Raw genomic sequence first — 22,495 nt, 5'->3', positions numbered from 1 at the left:
ATTTCTTGTTGGAAATAGCCAACTATAGGGTGTATCGTACCAACAATTTAGTGAACTTTATCGTTTTCTAAATCATGTTGATCAACCCATTATTTAAATTGTAGGAATACTTTTAGTAGGAGTGTAAAGGCAAAAAAGTAGGGAAGAAGCATTGCTACGTCCCTACAATTATAAGATTGATGTACCTATTCAACTGGTACGTCTATTCTATTGAAAAAAACAAGTGTATCTTCTAGGTGTTCTTGCCAATATTCCCATTGGTGTCCACCTTTAAATTCTTCATATTCATGAGAGATGCCAGCCGATTCTAAATCAGCATGAAGTTTTCTGTTGTATTCAATGAGTTCATCAGTCTCACCACAATCAAAACGTAAAGGTGGTAAGTTTTCTTTATTATTGATGATAGCAGTAAATACATCTTCATTTTCTCTTTCAGCCTGACGGTAAAAATCAACAGGTTCTTCTACAAAGATTTTCATCTGCTCAATCTCTGTAATAGAACTATGACCAGTAACACCATCATATTGTTTTCCATATTTAGCTCCGATTCTCAATGCACCAAATCCACCCATAGAAAGGCCTGAAATGAACATTTTTGAGGTATCAGAAACCTGAGGTATATTTTCTTTTACGGCTTGTGGAACATCTTCTGCAATCCATTTTTCAAAACTAAACCCATCATGATCATTGTAGGCAGATCCATCTCCCCATAAACCATCTGAAGGCATCGCTAAAACGCATGGAGCAATTTTTCCTTCTTCAATTAAGCGTTTTGTGTTGATATGAGCAGCGCCCATCATCGCCCAAATCCAGGCACTTCCGTAAACACCATGCAATAAGGTAACAATAGGAAGATCTTTATGATCACCTTCAGGCACCCAAACACAAATATCACCTCTACCTTTTAAGTTGTCCGTCTTCACAGTAATAAAGCGAAGACCATCCATTTCGAAACGAGGATCCGAAAGTTCTGTTGTTCTAAATTTTGATTCAGCCATTATTCAAATACGATTACACCTTTAGCATTTTTACCAGCAAGCATATCATCAAATGCTTGTCCTAATTGTTCAAGTGGATATGTTCTTGTGATCATTTGATCCAACATCAAATCACCTTTATTGTACAAATTGACCAATTTAGGGAAATCGATGTCGGGACGAGCTCCACCATAAAGAGGATTGATATAGATTTTATCCCATTCGAATAAATTCATATCAATGGTGATTTCTTGCTCAATACCACTTACTTGTACAGCCGTACCTGCATTCCTTATCATTGCCAAAGGCGCAGCGCCTAAAGCAGGAATTGCAGTGCATTCGAAAGCATAATCAGCGCCTCTGCCATCTGTTAATTCTTTTACAAGTTCAGCTGCTTTCATTAATCCTACATCGTCTTTTTCGGCTAAAATACAATGTGTAGCACCAAATTGAGTGGCCATTTCTAAACGCTCAGGATTAATATCGATAGCTATGATTTTAGCCGCACCAGATATTCTTGCTCCCTGAATAACATTTAGTCCAACACCTCCTGTACCAAGTACAACCGCAGAAGTACCTGCAGCTAGTTTAGCAGTATTTACTACAGATCCGTAGCCTGTCATTACTCCACAACTAATAATACTAGCTGAAGACATCGGCATATCACTATCTAGTTTTACACAAGCAGATGCTTTCACTAAAGTGTATTCTGAAATAGTGCCGATATTAAATGATCTTTCGATAGCCTCCCCATTGAGTTTTGTACCTTCTAAATGGGCATGACCAGGAGTGAAGCCATTACCACCTGCCGTAACAGGAGAGTTGGTTTCACAAATGTGTTGATTCCCTTCCTGACATTGGAAACATTTCATACAAGGAGTAGCCCAGTTAAGAATTACTTTATCCCCTGTTTGAAAATTAGTAACGTCTTTTCCTACTTTTTCTACGATACCAGCACCTTCATGGCCTAATACGATTGATTTACCCCAATTCAAAGAATCGTGATCTGTATGACATAAACCTGCAGCTTTTACTTTTACAAGTACTTCATCAGCAAGAGGTTCACCTACTTCAATTGTATCGATTATAAAATGACCATTTCCGGTACCAATAGCAGCTTTTGAAATTATGCTCATAGCGTGAATAATATTGTTATTTTGTTAGTGTCTAATCATGTTTATCACCTAGATATTTGGTGGAAAATCATTTTCAAAACATGTATAAAAAAGTTTGGGAGCTTAATATTTTGAAAAAAATAGTTGACTCATTTTACAAATGAACAGTATTTATTTTACCATGTTGTTCTTTATTTTGACAGAAAAGTTATGTATTATGCTTAATAATTGAATGAAGTGAATTAACTATACTATATATACATAACTTTTTTGACTATGAAGGCTTTTCTAGAGAAGGTGATCACACAGGATGAATCCACCCTTCGCGCTTTTAAATATGATGACAAACAATTTGTAACTCCATGGCACTTACACCCTGAATATGAGCTAACATATATTGTAAAAAGTAATGGAAGTAGATATGTAGGGAATAATGTAAATGACTACCATCCAGGTGAGTTAGTATTACTAGGTCCCAATCTTCCTCATTGTTGGAAGGATGATTCTAATGATGAAGATAATGTAGAATCATTAGTATTTCAGTGGCCAAAAGAACTCATCGATCCTCTATTTTCTTTCTCTGATATCAAATATGTTTTTCAAAATGTAGATAGAGGCATTCTATTTGAAAACCCAGATTCGATAAATATTAAAGAAAAAATGTTAGCCATAATAGAGGCAAATCATTGGGAACGATATGCAAAGTTTATCACTTTATTAGGAGAGTTACATCAGTTAAAAGTAAAAGAGATTTTAGCAGGGGAGTCTTATTCTTACGATTCTTCAAAAGACACCAATAACCGCATTGACATTGTTCAAAATTTTGTAGAAAAAAACTTTTCAAGGAAAATCAAATTATCCGAAATCGCTGAAGAACTGAATATGACAGAACAATCGTTTTCTAGATTTTTCTCAAAAAATATGCAACGTCCTTTCTTTGTCTACCTCAACGAATATAGAATTAATAGAGTAAGTCGCCTTTTACTTGAAACGGATATGCAAGTAGCAGAAATAGGTTACACCTGTGGCTATGAAAGCCTACCTTTTTTCTATCAACAATTTAAAAAGTTCAAGGTATACTCACCATTGGAGTTCAGAAAGATGTATAGGAAGATATAGGAACTAGAAATTAGGAGGTAGGAATTAGAAACTATGCTATTTAAACCTGATTAAATGAATGAGTTACTTTGTCAAGTAATAGGTAATAACTAATAAGTAATAATGAGTCGTAAGATTCTTAGTCATCCAATTTATTAATTCTCGAAAAGAGGAACTCCTAACTCCTAACTCCTAACTCCTAACTCCTAACTCCTAATTTATATTTCTATATAAGTTATTACTTATTACCTATTAGTTATTTTTTATCAAATTATATCCTATTGCGCCTTAGTTTTTATTTCATTTTTGTTATTGATGATAAAATACATTACAAAATGACTAAAATAAAGAACTAGACTAGACTTTAAACCCCTTTACTTTGTATTAGTAGTAAATACTACACTTTTTACACTGTGATGTCAACGTATGTTGCCATCATTTGATAGAACTGAAAACACCAACGGTAGTACAATAGTCTCAATTTCATACTTTTTAAATTAATCACTTTTTGATAAGGAATGATTGTGTCTATGCATTACTCTCATAATTTACTCTTAGTACTATGGAACACCAAACAGAAGCAGAAAAGAAGGTAAAAACAAGTGAGTTTCCAGACCCATTTGAGCAAGCTAGAATTGAAAAAGGATATGGAGATATAGATGATCAAAATGATCCTGTGACTATGCTATTACGTCTAAAAGATGTAAGAAAAACAGCACATAATTGGAAAACATTTATTTCAGGAGCTACACCGGGTAGAATCGTTGTGCCATCTGAAGTGGATATTCGTGATATTCGTCAGATTCCATTTGAGGTTGATCCACCTGAGCATAAAGATTATAGAAACCTAATAGAACCTTGGTTTAAAAGACCTTTAGAAAAAGAGTATGCTGCTAAATTGACTAAAATTATAGAAGATTTGGTGGATGAAGTGGTTGAAAAAGATGATATCGAAGTAGTTGGAGATTTTGCTTTAAAGTTACAATCTAGGGCATTGACTCTTTTATTAAATATTCCATTTGAAGAATCGGAGACTTGGATTGGATGGGGTGTTCATGTATTCAGAAGTGAGGAGTCATCTACGGATGCCGACAAAGCAAATATTCTATTTGATTACTTGGATGAACAAATTGATCGTGCAGCTGAAAATCCATCTGATGATTTATATTCTTTATTATTAGCTTCTGAAGTGAATGGAGTGAAGATGACAAAAGAAGAAGTAAAAGGAGTGATGATTTTGACTTTTGCTGGAGGTAGAGATACAGTAATTAATGCTGTAACAAATTCTTTGTCATATTTCGCAGAAAACCCTAAGGCTTTAGAAAGATTACGTCAAGAACCTGAAATTGTTGGTAGAGCTGTAGAAGAGTTAGTACGTTACTTCTCTCCATTAACACATATGGGACGTGTTGTGACGGAAGACACGAAAGTATGCGAACATGCTATTAAAAATGATTCAAGAGTTTCCATGTGTTGGGCTTCTGCTAATAGAGATTCAGCTGTTTTTGAAAAGCCTAATGAAGTAGTTTTAGATAGAAAAATTAACCCTCACGTAGGTTTTGGGTTCAGTCATCATAATTGTCTTGGTGCTACACATGCTCGTCAAATTTTAAAGATTTTGATGACTACTTTAGCTAATAAAGTAACATCAATTGACATTAAAGATTACAAAGAAAATATCGAAGAGTGGGGAGAGTTTAATCGCAAGGTAGGCTTCGATAATATCACTATGAATATTCATGGTAAATAATCAATTTATTATTAACACTAACAAACTTTAATATAATGGCAAAAATCACTTTTGTAACAAAGGATAATCAAGAAATCACTGTAGAAGGAACCTCTGGATCGGTGATGGAATTAGCGGTAAAAAACAATGTAAAAGGTATTGATGGCGACTGTGGTGGTGTGTGTTCTTGCGCTACTTGTCATGTACAAGTAGATGCTGCCCATACAGATAAAACGGGTGTAGCCTCAGAAATAGAACAAGATATGTTAGAATTGGATGATGATGCCAATGAATACAGTCGTTTATGTTGTCAGCTTCAAGTGACTGAAGCAATGGATGGCGTAGTTTTAAACGTTGTAAAATAATTGTTTGGGCCATGATTAATTAAAAAATCATGGCCTTTTTATATCAAAATTCTGCATGTTATCATTAATTGAAATTGAAAACATGCATTTATCGTTAAAGAGAGATGTCAGAAAAAGTATGTGTAATTATAGGGGCAAGTCACGCGGGGGTGAACTTTGCTTTTTCATTGAGAAAAGAAGGATTTGAAGGTAAGATTATCATGTATGATAAGGATCCGGTTTTACCTTATCATAGGCCCCCTTTATCAAAAGCTTATTTAACCGCAGATACTTCAATTGAAGATAATTGCCTAAAATCAAAAGACAGTTATTTAGATGAAAATATTACTCTGAATTTGGGAGTAGAGGTAATTGATATCCACAAAGAGAGTCAAAAAATCATTTTAAATAATGGAGAAGAACAACATTACAATTATTTGATTTTAGCAACAGGAGCTCGACCGATAATACCTCCTATCAGCGGATTAAAGGAAGCTAAGCATGTGTATCCATTAAGGACGGCAGGAGATGTAAGTAACATCAAAAAATGGATTAGTACTGCAGACTCCAAAAGAGTGGTAGTTATTGGTGGTGGATACATAGGTTTGGAGACAGCGGCATCATTAAAAAAAATGGGCACACACGTTGTTGTCTTAGAAAGAGAAGAAAGAATTTTGGCTAGAGTAACGGCTCCAGTAATGTCAGAATTTTTTCAAAAACTACACACAGATAAAGATGTGGATATATTGACCTCAAAAAATGTAGAAAGTATAAACACAGATGAGGAAGGAGTAAACACTGTACAATGTAGCGATGGGTCGAGTTATGCTGCAGATATGATAATTGTTGGGGTAGGAGTGAACGTAAATGTATCTTTGGCCAAAAAGCTAAACCTTGAAATAGAAAATGGTATAAAAGTCAATGAGTATACACAAACATCATTACAAAATGTGTATGCTATAGGCGATAATACGTATCATTATAACCCTCATTATAAAAATTGGATTAGATTAGAATCGGTACAAAATGCAGTCGATCAAGCTAAAGTTACCGCTGCTCATATCGTAGGAAATGAGAAGATATATGATACTATTCCTTGGTTTTGGTCTGATCAATATGATGTGAAATTACAGATGGTAGGTTTGTCTCAAGGGTATGAAGAACTTATAGTAAGGAAAGAAGAAACAGAAAGTATAAAATTTTCGGTTTGGTACTTTAAAGGTGATGAATTACTAGCAGTAGATGCGATTAATAACGCAAAAGCCTATGTGATCGGTACTAAATTTATTAAAGAAAATAAGGTGATAGACAAAGACAAGCTTAAAGATGTGACAACTATTTTTAAACCCGCGAATTTAATGATGAAAGAAGAAGTTTAGATCAAATAGAGATATAAAAGAGGGAATCAGGAATTAGAACTTTTTCTAAATGGTAAGTACTTCTTGTCCTACAAAAAAAGAGACGGAATTCACCACTAATCATTGCTAATTCAATAAGTAGTTTCGATATTAGTTATTAGTTATTAGTTATTAGTTATTAGTTATTAGTTATTAGTTATTAGTTATTAGTTATTAGTTATTAGTTATTAGTTATTAGTTATTAGTTATTAGTTATTAGTTATTAGTTATTAGTTATTAGTTATTAGTTATTAGTTATTAGTTATTAGTTATTAGTTATTAGTTATTAGTTATTAGTTATTAGTTATTAGTTATTAGTTATTAGTTATTAGTTATTAGTTATTAGTTATTAGTTATTAGTTATTAGTTATTAGTTATTAGTTATTAGTTATTAGTTATTAGTTCTAAAAACGCTTTCATTCCCAGCATGATCTCTCACTTTCATAATAAATTCTCCCTTTAACGCAGCTTTGTCATCACGAAGTCTGGTTTGCAGATAATCTTTTTTAGCATCATATTCAAGTAAGATGAATTCACCATTTAATGTGGCTTCATAAGTGGCAATACCAGAAGCGTCATCTTCTATTTTGAAGCGAAGTTGATTGTGTTTCCATTTTTTTAGAGGAATGATCTTAGGAGGTACATTTTCAGAGAAAATACCAAAGGTGCCCCATCTATTGGTTTTGAATGTAATTGTATTTCCTTCCCATTTACCACCAACATATTCCCATTCACCTTTTCTATCTTTCTTGTAGACAAAGTTTTTGGGTTTAACTAAAGTAGTATCTTTTACTTTGTATTTAATCTCTACACTTTTATGCATAGGAAGATATTGTTGTCCAATAATAAATTCGTTGTTTATTTTTTCGATATTTAAGTAGAGGCTATCAAACAGAACTTCTTTATCAAATTCAAAAGTAAATTCATCATCATAATAAATAAAATGTTTTCCTGAAGGGATTAAATGCTTAAGGAAGGTGTCATTTTTAATATTATTGATGGAATAAGAAGCCGGAATGCCATTTCTTAAATCCCATAAATACACATTTTGAGAAGGTGTTTCATAGCTTAAAGGTATAGGGATACTATAAAAGGGGAAGTTAATATAGAGTGTGTCTGTAGATTTATCTGCACTTGAGATCTTTAATATATTTTCTTCAATTTTTAATTGATCATTGATTGCTTTGTTTTTGATGGAAGGTTTAATTCCTTTCCCCTCAATATTGAAGTTTACTGTTGACTTATTTTGAAAACTATCCCAAAGTTCAATTTTTATCTGATGCGTTTGTTGATCATCAATAGTTAGAAAGCCGTTTAAATTATTATTTGGGTAGATAGATAAATGATTGGCATCCCAATGATAAAGTCTTTGATACCTTTTTCTCTCTTTTTGGAAAGCCTCATAATCAGTGAAAGTATTGATATTAGCGCTTAGGTCAAAAGGTATTTTATCAATTTCATGATGATAGATAAGTTTATCGTTATCATATACCTTAATAGTATTGATACCATATTTATTATAAGTGCCATCAGCTCTATCATAGGTGTCTATTTCAATTCCAATTTTACCTAAAGCATCAAAAGGTTGGTATATTTTATACTGACCATTTTTACCCGAGACTACTTTTTTCTGAATTTCAAATGCCCCATTCACTCTACTATGAATATCAAGAGGTTTTAAACGGATGGCTCTGACTGTTGGAGGTATTTTATCAATAACCTCACTAAATCTATAATGAACAGGGTTCAATGGTCTTTCCTCCTTATCCCTAATTTCAAAATGAAGATGGGGAGCGGAAGAAGATCCACTATTTCCAGAATATCCAATAATATCTCCTTTACGGAATACAAATAAGTCTTTGGGAAGGTTTTCTAAATTGACCTCGAATGATTTTTGAGCATATTGCTGTTGAACAATATAGGCTTCTAATTCATCATTAAAGTGTTGTTGATGTGCATAAACTGTGGTTTCTCCATTTGGATGCATCATATATAATACACGACCATACCCAAATGTAGATACTTTCATTCTAATAATATATCCGTCTGCTGCTGCATGAATAGGTAGACCTTCCACACCGCCAGTTTTAATGTCTAAACCTCCATGGAAATGGGTTGTACGTAACTCTCCCATAGAACCAGCAAAGTAATTTCTTTGTCCTGGTCGGATTGGAAATAAATACTTATTATCACTGTCTTTAGCAGTTGATTGTCCAAACAGAAGGAAGCTGTTGAATAAAGATACAATCAGAAAAAAAAAGTTTTTCATGCTAGGGGAAGTAGTTAAACAGAAGTTTATAGCTTCAATGCTACAAAATATAAATGATCGAAAGTGCGAATATAAAAAAAACCGATGCCTTTTTCAGACATCGGTTATTTATATTTTTTGGATTGATTATCCTAACTTGAATGAAATTGGTAATACCATTCTTTGTTTTACTGGACGACCACGTTGCTTACCAGGCTTCCATTTAGGAGCTTTTTTCAAGACGTTGATAGCAGCTTCATCACAACCTGCACCAATACCTCTAACAACTTTAATGTCTGTAAGTGTTCCGTCTTTGTCTACAACGAACTGAACATATACTTTACCTTCTACACCCATACGTTTAGCTTGAGAAGGGTATTTCATGTTCTTACCTACCCACTTGTAGAATTTACCCATACCACCAGGGAAACCTGCAGGATCTTCTACAATTTCGAAAATTTCTTCGACAACTTCTTCTTCTTCCACTTCCTCTACTTCGGGAGCTTCTTCAATTACAGTTTCTTCGTCGAATTCTTCTGGGATTTCGATTTCAATTTCGTCCTCAATTTCTTCCTCGTCAGGTACCTCTACGATAACCGGAGCTGTAACTTTTGGAGGTGGAGGCGGTTGTTGCTGTGTTACGGGAATGTCTACCATTTCCTCGTCATCAAAATCTAATGAACCTAGATCCATTAATTTTTGCTCATCGTACGAAGGGAATTCCAACGCGACTAATACTACAAGCATAGACAATGAAAGTCCAATTGCTCCAAAAAGAATCGAGTATTTAGAAATATCAACATCGTTGTATTTCTTTACTAAAACACTTTTCTCCTGACCTGTTTTCTTACCTGCTACAATATCAGAACCCACTTTATTCATAATAATGCGGAATAACTGAATGACAACAAGGAAAGACACCACCAAGATGACTATGACCGGTACAAGGCCTAATTTTCCTAAGATAGCTATCATCTGAATACGAATTTAATGCTGCGAATAATCCAAATCTAATTATTATTCATCGCCCGAAAATACAACTTCAATTTTTTATATACAAAAATCTAATTGTAAAGAAGGGTTAAAATATCATTTTGAACATTTTCGGCTCAAAATATTAAGAGCACAAATTAAGAATGTATCTGCTTACAAAGGTTTAATTTAACGGTTTTAACAAATAATTGTATAATTCACGCATGATAATGACTAAGATTACACTTTTTCAATTTTTTTGAAGAAATCTTTTATTTTGTCATAATCGTTGTCTGTATGCGCAGGAAAGTTCGCAATTCTGAACGATGTTTCTTTCCATGCACCATATCCATTCCCTAAAGTGATTTGATGCTCTTTTGCCAACTTCTTTAACAGTTGGACTTTTTCTTTTGAAGTCTTAATACCAAGAACAGTAGGAGAACGAAGTCGTGAAACAGGAACTAAGAATTCGTATCCCAACTTTTTAAAGAATTTTTCAGTCTCCTTCATTCGTTTTTTTAAAGTGATATCAATAGTTGTAATATCAGGACGATGTTGAAGAACTTTATTTAATAAATATATCCCTAGAATATTAGGTGTATGTGTTGTTTGTCTTTTTTGCTGGTTTTTATAAATAGACCAAAGGTTATTATAATGAGTATCTTTTTTATTTATTTTCGATAAGGCTTTGGGTGAACAGATCATCACACCTAAACCTGAAGGAAGGCCAAAGCATTTTTGAACACTAGCATACCAAAGGTCACCTGATTTCCAATCCATGCGTAATCCAGACATACTACTTGTAGCATCAATAAAAATTAATGGGTTAGGAAACCTTTTTTTTATTTTTTGAAATGTTTTTGGATGAATAAAAGTTGTATTCGAAGTTTCACAAGCTGTTAGACATAAAATATCAGCATCAGCGGCTCCTAATTGAGATAATTGATGTAAACTAATATTTTTATGTAGTGGGAACTCATACGTGATGGGATCATTCACTTGATTATACTTAGACCATTTTTCTCCAAAAGCACCATTATATATATGCATGAATTTTTTTCCATGATAAGATTGTGCAGTAATCTCCCAACATTCTGTTGCACTAGAAACAAAAAACACTTCATAGTTCTTTGGGAGATCTAACTTTTTTCTGATAGTGAGTAGGCACTCCTCCATCAATTGCATAAATGAAGGGCTTCTATGATTACATGATAAGATACCTTCATCATATGCTTCTTGCATGTATTTGTCTAAATCAGGGGCTATTTTACTTGGGCCAGGATAAAATGATATCATGTTATTTAACTTTTTGTCGCAAATGTAATAGATATATTGAAATTAATAGTGGAAGGTAATTTGACATATTGAATATTTATAACATCTTTCGTGATTTTAATCAGGATAGTTATAAATTAGTTCATTGATATATCTATAAAGATTATTATGGTAAACCATTCCATATTTTTTAAGTTACTAATACACCTGTCTTTTTTAGTTAAAAATTATTTTTAAGTCGGGTCTACTAAGATTAAACAACTCTTTTACTTATGAACAAAAAACAAAACTTTGTACAAAGTGAATCCAAAAAACAATTACTATTTGTCTTTTTATGTGGTATTTTCTTAACCAATGCAATCATTGCAGAAGTAATAGGAAGTAAAATATTTTCTTTAGAATCTTTTCTAGGAGTACAACCTGCACAGATTTCTTTATTTGATACATTAACGTTAGACTTTAATTTATCTGCTGGAGTGGTTTTATGGCCGGTAGTATTTATAACAACTGATATTATCAATGAGTATTTTGGAAAAAAAGGTGTAAAAGTAGCCTCTTTTTTAACCGCAGCTCTCATAGGGTATGCTTTCTTTGCCATTTTCTTTGTAACAGAATTACCTCCTGCTCAATTCTGGCTAGATTACAATAATGTAGATTCATTAGGAAATCCAATGAATATTGATGAATCTTTTAATACAATATTTATACAAGGATTGGGTATCATCATTGGGTCTTTAGTTGCTTTCTTGGTGGGACAATTTATAGATGCACATACTTTTCAAGTCATTAGAAAAATGACAGGTAGTAAAAGAATTTGGTTAAGAGCAACGGGTTCTACTTTAATTTCTCAACTAATAGATTCTTTTGTAGTGTTGTTTATTGCGTTCTATGTTTTTGGAAACTGGCCTATGGAACAAGTAATAGCAATTGGTATTATTAATTATATATACAAATTTGGTATAGCAGTATTTTTAACTCCACTATTGTATGTTGCACATTATATTATCGATTCCTTTTTAGGTAAGGAATTTGCTAGAGGAATAGCAGAAAATGCAGCAAAAACCAATCTTTTCGTTGATGATCAATAATTGAAATGATACTTTTAATTAATTCATATTCATAGCGATAGGTTTTTTTAGACTATAAACTAATAGAATTATCATGATATATAACGTCAATTTCCAAGGACTTTATGATGTCTCAGATGGTGATGAAGATTTCTTACTTTCTGTGTTAATGGTAATTGAAAGAAACTTAACTGAATTTCCTTTACAATTACAACAACACTTAGATAACAAAGAAATAGTATCGTTTACCAAAAAAGCACATAAGCTAAAATCGAGTACAGCTTATTTAGGTCACAATGAATTAGAAGGACTTCTACTATTAATGGAGGACGGACAAGATCTTACTTTAGACCAATTACAAGCCCATCTCAATAATTTTAATGAAATTGTTAAGATCGTTTTATCAGATGTTAAGGTAAAAATTGAAGAATTAGGCTAATCTTTGGTTTTGTTTTCATATTTCTGATGTACAATAAGATAAAGTTCACGTAATTTGTATTCTAATCCTTGTTGGATGATACTGCCGTGTTGGCAGCATGTGTTACATTCTTAATTTTTAAGATGAAAAAGAATACACCTAAGAAAGGCCAAAAGAATTTAAGTCCTTTCAAAAAATTTATAAAAGATAAGCCTCGTCGTGACGAATTTAAACCAGAACGATCTACTGGATTTAAAAAGAAAGGTCCTAGAGTAAATGAGGAAAAAGAAAAACTGAAAAAGGAACGTAAATTAAAAACTACTGTTTACAGTCCTCACGAAAAGTCAATACAGAAACCTACTTATGATATTAAGAAAGTTATTTCTGTTGTAAAGCAAGTGAAAGAGGAAGAAGAATCACCGGTTCCAAAGGTGAAATCATCTGAAACTCGTTTAAATAAGTTTATTTCTAATGCAGGTGTTTGTTCAAGAAGAGAAGCGGATCAATTAATTGCAGAAGGGAAAATAAAAATCAATGGTAAGGTGGTTGTAGAAATGGGTTACAAAGTTCAATCTAAAGATAGGGTTGAATATGAAGGTAAGCTATTGAAAAAAGAGAAATACGTATATGTTCTTTTAAATAAACCCAAAGGATTTATCACTACAACCAAAGATCCTCAAGAGAGAAAAACGGTAATGCAATTGGTGAAGAATGCTTGTGATGAAAGAATCTATCCTGTAGGAAGATTGGATAGAAATACCACAGGTCTACTTTTATTCACTAATGATGGTGAGTTTGCAACTAAAGTAGCACACCCATCAAGCAATACTCAAAAAATATATCGTGTTGAGTTAAATAAGCCTTTTGATGAAAAACATGAGGAAAGATTACGAGATCCTAAGTTTGAATTAGAAGACGGATCAATTTACTTGGACGGATTATCTGTAAATGATATAGACCGAAGAGAAATTGGTATAGAATTACACTCTGGTAAAAACAGAATTGTAAGAAGAATATTTGAACATTTTGGTTATCAAGTAGACGTTTTGGATAGAACTGTTTTGGCAGGCCTAACCAAAAAAGATTTACCTAGAGGTAAGTGGAGGTATTTATCTGAAGACGAAATGATACAATTAAAGTATCTTTCAGGTTTGAAGAAAAAACCAAAGAAACCTTCAAGAAAACCAAAGAGATAATTTATCAGAAAAAGAGTTGCAGTAATGCAGCTCTTTTTTTTTCATATATATATGTTGTGGTAGAATGAAACTACCCTTTTAATCAAAACTAATATTATCAAGTCAAAAGACTTAAATCCGTTTTTTTTGATAGGCTATTGTGGATTCTTTTGTGTTATTTTTAATGAAATAGATAAAATATTATTAAGTTTGCATTAATAAACCTTAATTAATGGGTTTGTTATAAACCACAATACAAGATTTTCGTTATAATATAAGTATTCTCTCAATTATTTATTTATAAATGGGAACAAGACTTTTGTCATGTTTTACCATTTGTGAAAAATAAAATGAATCAAAGAATAAATTTCATAAATGAAAGATCTTATATTGTGAATAGTTAGTAAACCAAGTATTTATAGTGTGTATTGATACTAAATGAACAGATAGATTTTAACCGATCTCGATAGAGTTTTATAAAATAGGTATAAAACAATTTCCTTTTTTGGTGATCTATATCTCATTTTTTTTTCAATTATTATATTATTCTTGCAATTAGAAATCGATTAGAAATTTATTATTCTCATAATTTTTAAAATCTCAGATTAATTATGGCTAAAGAAGCTACAAAAGTTACACCTTTGAGTGCGCTAGAAGTGGTGAAGAAGCATTTGGGGAAACCTTACGAGGACCTCGAATTTTTGCTTAAATGTCTTCATGAAGTACTTATGGATAGTGGTGAAGAGGAAATGGCAAATGCTATTCCTTGGATAAATGAAACTACTCATGAGTTAAAAAAGTTTGACGTAAAATATATGCAACTTTATTCTATTGTATTCCAATTACTGAATATGGTAGAAGTTAATGGTGCTGTTCAAGCCAGACGTAAGAAAGAAGACAGCCAAGGGCTTTCAAGCGTAACAGGTTTGTGGGGCGAGAGATTTAAAGCATTAAAAGATAAAGGATATACTCAAGAGCAAATAGCTAAGGTATTACCTTCGGTTAAAGTTGAACCTGTATTAACAGCTCACCCAACTGAAGCAAAAAGATCTACTGTTCTTGAGCACCATAGAACATTATACTTATTATTAGTGCAAAGAGAGAACACAATGTTCACAGAAATTGAGCAACGTTCAATTAATGCACAAATAAAATTAATATTAGATACTCTTTGGAGAACTGGTGAAATCTATATTGAAAAACCAGACTTAGCATCAGAGAGAAGAAATGCTATTCACTATTTAACAAACGTTTTCCCTGAGGTATTACCTATTTTAGATCAACGTTTCCAACAAGCTTGGGGTGAAGCAGGTTTCGATAAAGATTTAATTCACCAAGTAAGCCAAAGACCTCGTGTATCTTTTGGTAACTGGGTAGGTGGTGATAGAGATGGCCATCCAGGAGTTACTAACGAAGTTACTGAGGAGACATTAAGTATCTTACGTCTGAATGCATTCGTATTGATTCGTCGTTCTTTATTTAGCTTAGTGAAAAAATTATCTATTGCATGTAATTTAGATGAGGCACCAGAACCACTTCGCAATCGTATCTTAGAGATGGCGAAAGAACTGGGTCAATCTGGTAAAGATGCTTTAGAAAGAAACGTAGGTGAGTCATTTAGACAATTCGTCAACCTTTGTCTAGCTAAACTTCCAGTAGAAGTAAAAAGAGAACACGCTGTTGAGTTATCAGAAAGCGAGTTTAGATATACTTATGCTTCAGAATTAAAGGCAGACCTTCAATTGTTACAAGATTCTTTGGAAACATTTGGAGCGAAAAGAATGTCTTACACTTACTTAAATGAATCTTTAAGAGTATTAGATACTTTCGGTTTCCACTTAGCGAGATTGGATGTTCGTCAAAACTCAACTTTCCACGATAATGCAATTGCTCAATTGCTTAACGCATCTTCGATGGACGGTGATTCATTCTTAACATGGACAGAAGAGAAACGTTTGGCATTCATGAACAATGAATTGTTATCAAACAGACCTTTTACTCATCCATCAACACAACTTCCTAAAGAAGCAGATGCTGTTACTTCTGTTTACAGAGTATTAGCTAACTATATTGATGATTTCGGAACTGATGGTATCGGTGCATTGATCGTTTCAATGACTAGATCAGTATCTGACCTTGTAGCTGTATACTTATTAGCTAGAGAGGCAGGTTTAATGGAACAAACTCCAGACGGTTTAATTTGTAAACTTCCTGTAGTTCCATTATTCGAAACAATCGAAGACTTAGAAATTAGCCCTCAAGTGATGCAAAACTTCTTGGATCACCCTATCACACGTCGTTCTTTAGAATACCAAAGAAAGCGTGCTGGTAAAGATAGACCAGAACAAATGGTGATGGTGGGTTACTCTGATTCTAATAAAGATGGTGGTATCCTTGCATCTCAATGGTCACTTCACTTCGCAGAATCTAGATTATACGAAGTAGGTGATAATAGAGGTATCGATATTAACTATTTCCACGGTAAAGGTGGTACTATTTCACGTGGTGCTGGTCCTGCTCACTGGTTTATCCAAGCACTTCCTCACGGTGGTGTAAATGGTAATATGCGTTTAACAGAGCAAGGTGAGACAATTGAACAAAAGTACGCTAACAAAATGAACGCTTCATATAACATGGAGTTATTAATGGCGGGTACTATGGCCAATACTGTTACTGATCGTATGGGTAAGAAATATTCTCACCCAATGGAAAAAGTAATTTCTTGGTTAGCTTCTGAGTCTAGAAACTTCTACGTTAACTTACTTGAAGATCCTAAGTTTATCAAATTCTACGGTGAGGCAACTCCAATTGATGCAATTGAGTCATCAAGAATTGGTTCTCGTCCAGCTCGTAGAACAGGTACAAGAACATTAGCCGATCTTAGAGCAATTCCTTGGGTATTCTCATGGAGCCAAGCTCGTTTCAATATGACATCTTGGTATGGTGTAGGTTACACATTAGAGAAACTTTCTAAAGAGCGTCCTGCAGACTTTGCTCAATTGAAAGAAATGATCAACCACGATCCTCTAATTCGTTACGTATTCACTAACATTGATACATCATTAGAAGCAACTGATGAGAAAATCATGAAGGAATATGCAGCGATGGTAACTGACAAAGACGTGAAGGATGATATCCTAACTCAAATGTTGGACGAATTGGCAAGAACTAGAAAAATGATGGACTCATTGCTTAAAACTTCTTTTGCAGAAAGAAGAAGCAACCATTACTACTCTAGTCACTTAAGAGCTGAGGCATTGAATCCATTGCATAAAACTCAGATCAAATTGCTGAAAAAATGGCGTAAGATGAAAGCGGATGATAAGTGTTCTCCTGAAGAAGTGGAGGCAGTATTATTCCAATTGCTTACTTCAATTAATGCGATTGCAGGTGCACTTAGAGCTACAGGTTGATACTTGTGCTTTAAAAGCATTTTAATATATAATCCTTGTCGGTTTACCGGCAAGGATTTTTTTTGTGTTTTACATATTTGGGTTTATCAATCGAATTAGTAAATTGACGAAAAATATATACTGATGAAACAATTATTATTACTACTTACACTACTATTTATCTATTTAATACCAATTTCTGCTATTGCTCAATACAGTGAGCAAATTAGTACAGATCGCCCAGGTTTGACTTTTGGTGCAACTACTTTAGGTAAAAAAGTAATTCAAGTTCAATCTGGCTTTAATACCACTAATATTAATGGGAAAACTCCAGATTTAGATGTGTCCACCCTTATTTTTACTAACTTTTTAAGGTTCGGTTTAACAGAAAAATTTGATATTGAAGCCATGATCAATGTTAGAAATGATAAGGTTAATTTTGCTGGTTCTGATGTTGATACTTTAGACTTAAGTGGAGTATCTACAACTCAATTAGGTTTTAGATATAATTTTACTCAAAATGATGGATGGGTTCCAGCTATCGGTTTTCAAGGTAGGTTGATGTTGAAATCAGTATCTCATGATTATAGAAGAGACAATGTGGGAATGGTATTTAATGTTATGACAAGTAATCAAATCAATGATTGGTTGTCATTCAATATGAATTTGGGAGCTTCACTACCAAGAAGAAATGAAGTAGATTACTCTCTGCCTTCAACATTTAACTTTGGTATCTCATTAACAGAGAAATGGGGGACCTTTATAGAGTTATTTGGAAACCTGAATGATTTCGACCCTGGGTTTGATACTGGACTTTCCTATTTAGTGAATGATCACTTTTTATTAGATATTGGAGGAGGATATACTCCAACTTCTTCTTCAGATACATGGTTTGCAGAAGCCGGCTTATCTTATAGATGGCATTGGAGAGATAATTAATTAAATTATGGAATCGACTGAACGCATTCAAGATATCATACAATCGTTATCATCATTTATAGACGATAAAAAAGTGGTGCAATTGCCCCAGTTTTTTAAAGCTTTTCCTGGTGGATATGGAGAGGGGGATCATTTTATGGGGATAAGTATGCCTAATATTAGGATTGTAGCAAAGGAGGCGTATATGGAGTGTAACATCAATGAAATCTCTGAGCTACTGAAACATACTTACCATGAAGTAAGAATGTGTGGTTTAGTGATGTTGATTCATCATTATACTAAAAAGAAAATCCCTCAAGAAGAAATAATACAATGCTACCTAAATCATTTAGATTATGTCAATAATTGGGATTTGGTGGATACCTCCTGTTATAAATTATTGGGTAGATATATTTATGAAGGGAAAATGTCTAGTGATATTCTTTATGAATTAAGTGAATCTAATGAAATGTGGAGGATTAGAGTGGCTATTGTGGCAACTCTATACATGATTAATAAAGATGATTATAAAATTGCATTTGATTTGTGTGAGCGCCATTTAAATCATGATCATGACTTAATACATAAAGCAGTAGGGTGGATGCTTAAAGAAATTGGCAAAAGAAACGAAGATGCAGAAAGAGATTTTCTCGATAAACATTATCATAAAATGACTAGAACCACTTTACGTTATGCCATCGAAAAAATGGATGAAAGGGTAAGACAAGCTTATTTAAAAGGTGACATATAGTTGTAAGTTACTTCAAAAGACAATAATTTAATGTTTTATTAGTTATAATATAAAGCACAACTAATATATATGAAATTTCTACTCCTTGTCTCTTGCCTTATTCAAGTTACTGTTACCTCATTATTTGCTCAACATACTCCAGAAGAAATGTCTCAAGAGTACGTAGCTTATGCATATGATTTAATAGATCAAAAAGACTATGACCATGCTTTAATAAAGACAGATGAAATTATTGCACTATTGCCTAGAAGTACTGCAGAAATACAGTATGTAAGAGCCTTGGCACATCACTATTTAGATCTTGATTTAGAGGCTAAAAAAGAAGTAGATGATATGTTCAATTATCCTATGAATGATGAATTGAAATTACACGCTGATGAACTTCTGGTTTTAATAAATCATGAGATAGATAAAAATAATAACCCTGAATTACATCATGAAAATGTATTTAATATGGCAGAAGTGTCTGCTAAATATCCAGGTGGGATGGGGGAGTTTTATACATGGTTTCATGGAGCACTCCATAGTCATGGTATCGATAGAGAAGGAAAGGGAAAGGTGTATGTTTCTTTTATTGTAACTGTATATGGTAAACTTCAAGAGGTTGAAATAGTAAAAGGAGTAGAGGAAACATTAGATGATAAAGTATTAGAGTTATTGTCAGAATGCCCTAAATGGATGTGTGCTATGCAAAATGGAAAGCCAGTAGAACAAAAAATTGTATTGCCTTTAGATTTAGAATCACACCCTTATTAAAATCATAGATAATAGAATATAAATATGATGTTATAGTAGTGTTTAAACATTTGAAACTTCTACATTATAATATCAGTCTTAAAATATTAGACATAAAAAAAACTCTCTATAATTATTAAATTATAGAGAGTTTTTTTTGATTAGTTACTGATTACTTAGCAAAGTGAACAGATCTTGTTTCACGGATAACCGTTACTTTAATTTGTCCAGGATATTGCATTTCAGTTTCGATCTTGTTAGCGATATCAAAAGATAATTGACCTGCATCAGTGTCTGGCACTTTTTCAGCATCAACCATTACTCTTAACTCTCTACCAGCTTGGATTGCATAACATTTATGCACTCCTTTAAAGCCCATTGCAAGACCTTCTAATTCTTTCAGACGTTGGATATATGATTCCATCATTTCTCTACGAGCACCAGGACGTGAGCCAGAAATAGCGTCACATGCTTGGATGATTGGAGAAATAAGTGTTGTCATTTCGATTTCGTCGTGGTGAGCACCAATAGCATTACATACTTCAGGAGTTTCACCATATTTCTTCGCTAAGTTCATACCTAAAATAGCGTGTGGTACTTCTGGCTCTTCTGGCCAAACTTTACCAATATCGTGAAGTAAACCTGCACGTTTAGCTACTTTAGAATTCAAACCAAGTTCAGAAGCTAGGGTACTCGCAAGATTAGCAACTTCTCTAGAGTGTTGTAATAAGTTTTGACCATAAGAAGAACGGAATCTCATTCTACCTACTAACTTAATTAACTCAGGGTGCAATCCATGAATTCCTAAATCGATAACAGTTCTTTCACCAATTTCGATGATTTCGTCATCAATATTTTTCTTTGTTTTAGCAACTACTTCTTCAATACGAGCAGGGTGGATTCTACCATCTGCAACTAATCGATGAAGGGATACTCTGGCAATTTCTCTTCTTACAGGATCAAAACCAGAAATAATAATTGCTTCAGGAGTGTCATCAACAATAATCTCAACACCTGTACTTGCTTCTAAAGCACGGATGTTACGACCTTCTCTACCGATGATTTTACCTTTTAACTCATCACTTTCCAAGTTGAATACAGATACACAGTTTTCAATTGCTTGTTCTGCAGCTGTACGTTGAATAGTGGTGATAACAGTTTTTCTTGCTTCTTTAGTAGCAGTCATTTTAGCTTCCTCCATGATATTCTTAATATGCATAGAGGCTTTTGTTCTTGCTTCGTCTTTTAACGCTTCAACCAATTGTTCTCTAGCTTCCTCTGCTTTAAGGTTAGCTACTTTTTCCAATTGTTCTACTTGTTTTAAACGAAGTTGCTCTGCTTCTTCTTTTGCTTTAAAAGTAAGCTCTTTTTGAATTGCAAGCTCATCGAAACGGTCTTCCATTTCTTTATCTTTCTTTTTGAAAGATTCTTGTTGCTTGGCAATACTAGCTTCTTTTTGCTTCTGCTTTGCTTCTTGTTGCTTTAAACGATTTTCAAACTGTTTAAGCTTGTTTTCGTTTACGTTAAGTTGATTTCTTCTTTTGGCGGTTTCAGAATCAAAATCTTGTTTCATTTTCAAGAACTTTTCTTTTGATTCGATCAACTTGTCTCTTTTAATTCTCTCTGAATCTTTCTTTGCCTCCTCTAAGATATGCGTTGCCTTATCTCTCGCTTCTGTTTCAAGCCCCTTCAATACTTTGGCAAGCATAAATCTACCTAATACTGCACCAATACCGATGCCAGCAATTGCGGTAATTACTATAACTAGGGTTGTTTCCATTTTTACGTACAGATGTCTGTGCGTAGTTATCTAACTACATTTTAAAAATATATATACAAAAAAGGAAAACTAGAATTTAAAAAATCTTCTAATTGTTTGGAAGAATTTCGTCAATTTGTTTGTTTAATATTTTAAGCCGATCAAGTGAAGTTTGTAGCTCATCCGACTCGGTGTGGGATTGCACAATTAGATCAAAAGCAGTCATTATGAGTAAGTCTCTTTCATCAGCATTTGGATGTTGCTGTTTTTGCCCCGAAAGAATACGGTTAAGCTGATCGGCTGCCTTCAATAAAAGGTGTTCTTCCGACTTAGTAGCTTTAAGGTTGTATACCTTTCCGCATAGCTTTAATGTGATATTTTCTTTAGGAGATCTTAGTCCCATTTTCCTACGTTTTATATGTATACCTTGTAAATTACAAGATAAATATGATCGTTTTTATACTATATTTATTAAACCGTGTTTAATGACGATCTGAGTAAATTCCTTTTTATAAAATAAATGTACTTGAAAAAATTGGAATTATCGAATTTTTAAAAAAATTAAACCAATCTATTTAGAAAGACGCTCGATTTCTTCGTTTAAAAGCTCAATTTCAGTCGATAATTCTTCTTTTTCGTGCAAAATCTCTTCTTTTTCTTTTTTAAGAGAATCTGCCATTTTTGAGAGTTTTCTCAATTCTACCAACTCATCCTTCAGTTTTTGATTTTCTTTAATGAAATCTCTTTTTTGTTGATTGAAGATGTCAATTGTCTCATCTTTTTCTTCGAGAGTATCCCTTAATTGGTTCACGTCTTGGTTCAGAAATTGAATGACAGATTGTTGTCCCTCTACTTGACTTTGAGCTTCATCTCTTTCTTTTTGAAGGCCAGCTTTATCCTCAAACAATTGTTTGATATGCTCATTCCCTTGAGTAATTAATTCTTGAAGTCTATCAGATTGTTCTTGAATTGCCATTTGATCATCAGTTTCTTGTTGATTTTCTTTTAACAATACAATTTCTTTTTGAGCCTCTTTATACAGTACAGTAAGGGTGTTAATCTTATCAATTAATAGTTTGATTTCTTCGCCAATGTTGGGGATGGTTTTTGACATGCTATAGGTGA

General features: G+C 33.2%; 19 protein-coding genes. 11 read left to right on the top strand and 8 right to left on the bottom strand.

Features of this window, described 5'->3' with window-relative positions:
* Positions 1-185: 185 nt before the first annotated feature.
* Positions 186-998: an alpha/beta hydrolase gene (locus NH26_RS08265; RefSeq protein ID WP_044224868.1), complete on the bottom strand. Its 813-nt coding sequence runs from the start codon at positions 996-998 to the stop codon at positions 186-188.
* Positions 998-2,113 carry a Zn-dependent alcohol dehydrogenase gene (locus NH26_RS08260; RefSeq protein WP_044224871.1) on the bottom strand — a complete coding sequence of 372 codons (1,116 nt, stop codon included), beginning with the start codon at positions 2,111-2,113 and terminating at the stop codon, positions 998-1,000. The genes NH26_RS08265 and NH26_RS08260 overlap by 1 nt, the downstream gene beginning before the upstream one ends.
* Before the next feature lie 255 nt (positions 2,114-2,368).
* On the opposite strand from NH26_RS08260, the gene NH26_RS08255 reads away from it, so the two are divergent.
* The 4 genes from NH26_RS08255 to NH26_RS08240 all read left to right on the top strand — a co-directional run bounded on the left by NH26_RS08255 (position 2,369) and on the right by NH26_RS08240 (position 6,642).
* Positions 2,369-3,211: an AraC family transcriptional regulator gene (locus NH26_RS08255; protein WP_044224874.1), complete on the top strand. Its 843-nt coding sequence runs from the start codon at positions 2,369-2,371 to the stop codon at positions 3,209-3,211.
* A gap of 541 nt (positions 3,212-3,752) precedes the next feature.
* Positions 3,753-4,940 (top strand): cytochrome P450, encoded by a 1,188-nt coding sequence (locus NH26_RS08250; RefSeq protein ID WP_044224877.1) that lies wholly within the window; start codon positions 3,753-3,755, stop codon positions 4,938-4,940.
* A gap of 35 nt (positions 4,941-4,975) precedes the next feature.
* Positions 4,976-5,284, top strand: coding sequence for a 2Fe-2S iron-sulfur cluster-binding protein (locus NH26_RS08245; RefSeq protein ID WP_044224879.1), 309 nt, complete (start codon positions 4,976-4,978; stop codon positions 5,282-5,284).
* Positions 5,285-5,388: 104 nt separating this feature from the next.
* Positions 5,389-6,642 carry an NAD(P)/FAD-dependent oxidoreductase gene (locus NH26_RS08240; protein ID WP_044224882.1) on the top strand — a complete coding sequence of 418 codons (1,254 nt, stop codon included), beginning with the start codon at positions 5,389-5,391 and terminating at the stop codon, positions 6,640-6,642.
* Positions 6,643-7,051: 409 nt separating this feature from the next.
* Here the strand turns inward: NH26_RS08240 and NH26_RS08235 are convergent, their stop codons facing one another.
* The 3 genes from NH26_RS08235 to NH26_RS08225 all read right to left on the bottom strand — a co-directional run bounded on the left by NH26_RS08235 (position 7,052) and on the right by NH26_RS08225 (position 11,176).
* Positions 7,052-8,929: a M23 family metallopeptidase gene (locus NH26_RS08235; protein ID WP_044224884.1), complete on the bottom strand. Its 1,878-nt coding sequence runs from the start codon at positions 8,927-8,929 to the stop codon at positions 7,052-7,054.
* 126 nt (positions 8,930-9,055) lie between these two features.
* Entirely contained in the window at positions 9,056-9,883 is an 828-nt protein-coding gene (locus tag NH26_RS08230) for an energy transducer TonB (RefSeq protein ID WP_084812105.1), read from the bottom strand.
* Positions 9,884-10,120: 237 nt separating this feature from the next.
* A complete protein-coding gene (locus NH26_RS08225; RefSeq protein WP_044224887.1) occupies positions 10,121-11,176 on the bottom strand; it encodes an aminotransferase class V-fold PLP-dependent enzyme in 1,056 nt (351 codons plus the stop codon).
* Positions 11,177-11,427: 251 nt separating this feature from the next.
* On the opposite strand from NH26_RS08225, the gene NH26_RS08220 reads away from it, so the two are divergent.
* From NH26_RS08220 to NH26_RS08190, 7 genes are all read left to right on the top strand, one after another.
* A complete protein-coding gene (locus NH26_RS08220) occupies positions 11,428-12,243 on the top strand; it encodes a queuosine precursor transporter (protein ID WP_044224890.1) in 816 nt (271 codons plus the stop codon).
* A 73-nt stretch (positions 12,244-12,316) separates the two neighbouring features.
* Positions 12,317-12,661: a hypothetical protein gene (locus NH26_RS08215; protein ID WP_044224893.1), complete on the top strand. Its 345-nt coding sequence runs from the start codon at positions 12,317-12,319 to the stop codon at positions 12,659-12,661.
* 122 nt (positions 12,662-12,783) lie between these two features.
* Positions 12,784-13,836 carry a pseudouridine synthase gene (locus tag NH26_RS08210; protein ID WP_084812104.1) on the top strand — a complete coding sequence of 351 codons (1,053 nt, stop codon included), beginning with the start codon at positions 12,784-12,786 and terminating at the stop codon, positions 13,834-13,836.
* A gap of 590 nt (positions 13,837-14,426) precedes the next feature.
* On the top strand, positions 14,427-17,228 hold the full coding sequence (locus NH26_RS08205) for a phosphoenolpyruvate carboxylase (protein ID WP_242427311.1): 2,802 nt from the start codon (positions 14,427-14,429) through the stop codon (positions 17,226-17,228).
* A 123-nt stretch (positions 17,229-17,351) separates the two neighbouring features.
* Positions 17,352-18,146, top strand: coding sequence for a transporter (locus tag NH26_RS08200; protein WP_044224896.1), 795 nt, complete (start codon positions 17,352-17,354; stop codon positions 18,144-18,146).
* 7 nt (positions 18,147-18,153) lie between these two features.
* Entirely contained in the window at positions 18,154-18,876 is a 723-nt protein-coding gene (locus NH26_RS08195; protein ID WP_044224897.1) for a DNA alkylation repair protein, read from the top strand.
* 69 nt (positions 18,877-18,945) lie between these two features.
* On the top strand, positions 18,946-19,632 hold the full coding sequence (locus tag NH26_RS08190) for an energy transducer TonB (protein ID WP_052432080.1): 687 nt from the start codon (positions 18,946-18,948) through the stop codon (positions 19,630-19,632).
* A 151-nt stretch (positions 19,633-19,783) separates the two neighbouring features.
* Here NH26_RS08190 and rny read toward each other — a convergent pair whose 3' ends face one another.
* From rny to NH26_RS08175, 3 genes are all read right to left on the bottom strand, one after another.
* Entirely contained in the window at positions 19,784-21,391 is a 1,608-nt protein-coding gene (gene rny / locus NH26_RS08185) for a ribonuclease Y (RefSeq protein WP_044224901.1), read from the bottom strand.
* 88 nt (positions 21,392-21,479) lie between these two features.
* Positions 21,480-21,773 carry a cell division protein ZapA gene (locus NH26_RS08180; protein ID WP_044224905.1) on the bottom strand — a complete coding sequence of 98 codons (294 nt, stop codon included), beginning with the start codon at positions 21,771-21,773 and terminating at the stop codon, positions 21,480-21,482.
* A 168-nt stretch (positions 21,774-21,941) separates the two neighbouring features.
* Positions 21,942-22,484, bottom strand: a complete 543-nt coding sequence (locus NH26_RS08175) for a hypothetical protein (RefSeq protein ID WP_044224907.1) — start codon at positions 22,482-22,484, stop codon at positions 21,942-21,944.
* Between the last annotated feature and the right edge of the window lie 11 nt (positions 22,485-22,495).

Origin of the sequence: Flammeovirga pacifica (assembly GCF_000807855.2) — a bacterium.
GTDB classification, from domain to species: Bacteria; Bacteroidota; Bacteroidia; order Cytophagales; family Flammeovirgaceae; genus Flammeovirga; species Flammeovirga pacifica.
Note: the sequence above shows the minus strand (reverse complement) of the source record. Positions and strands in the feature narration are given on the sequence as shown.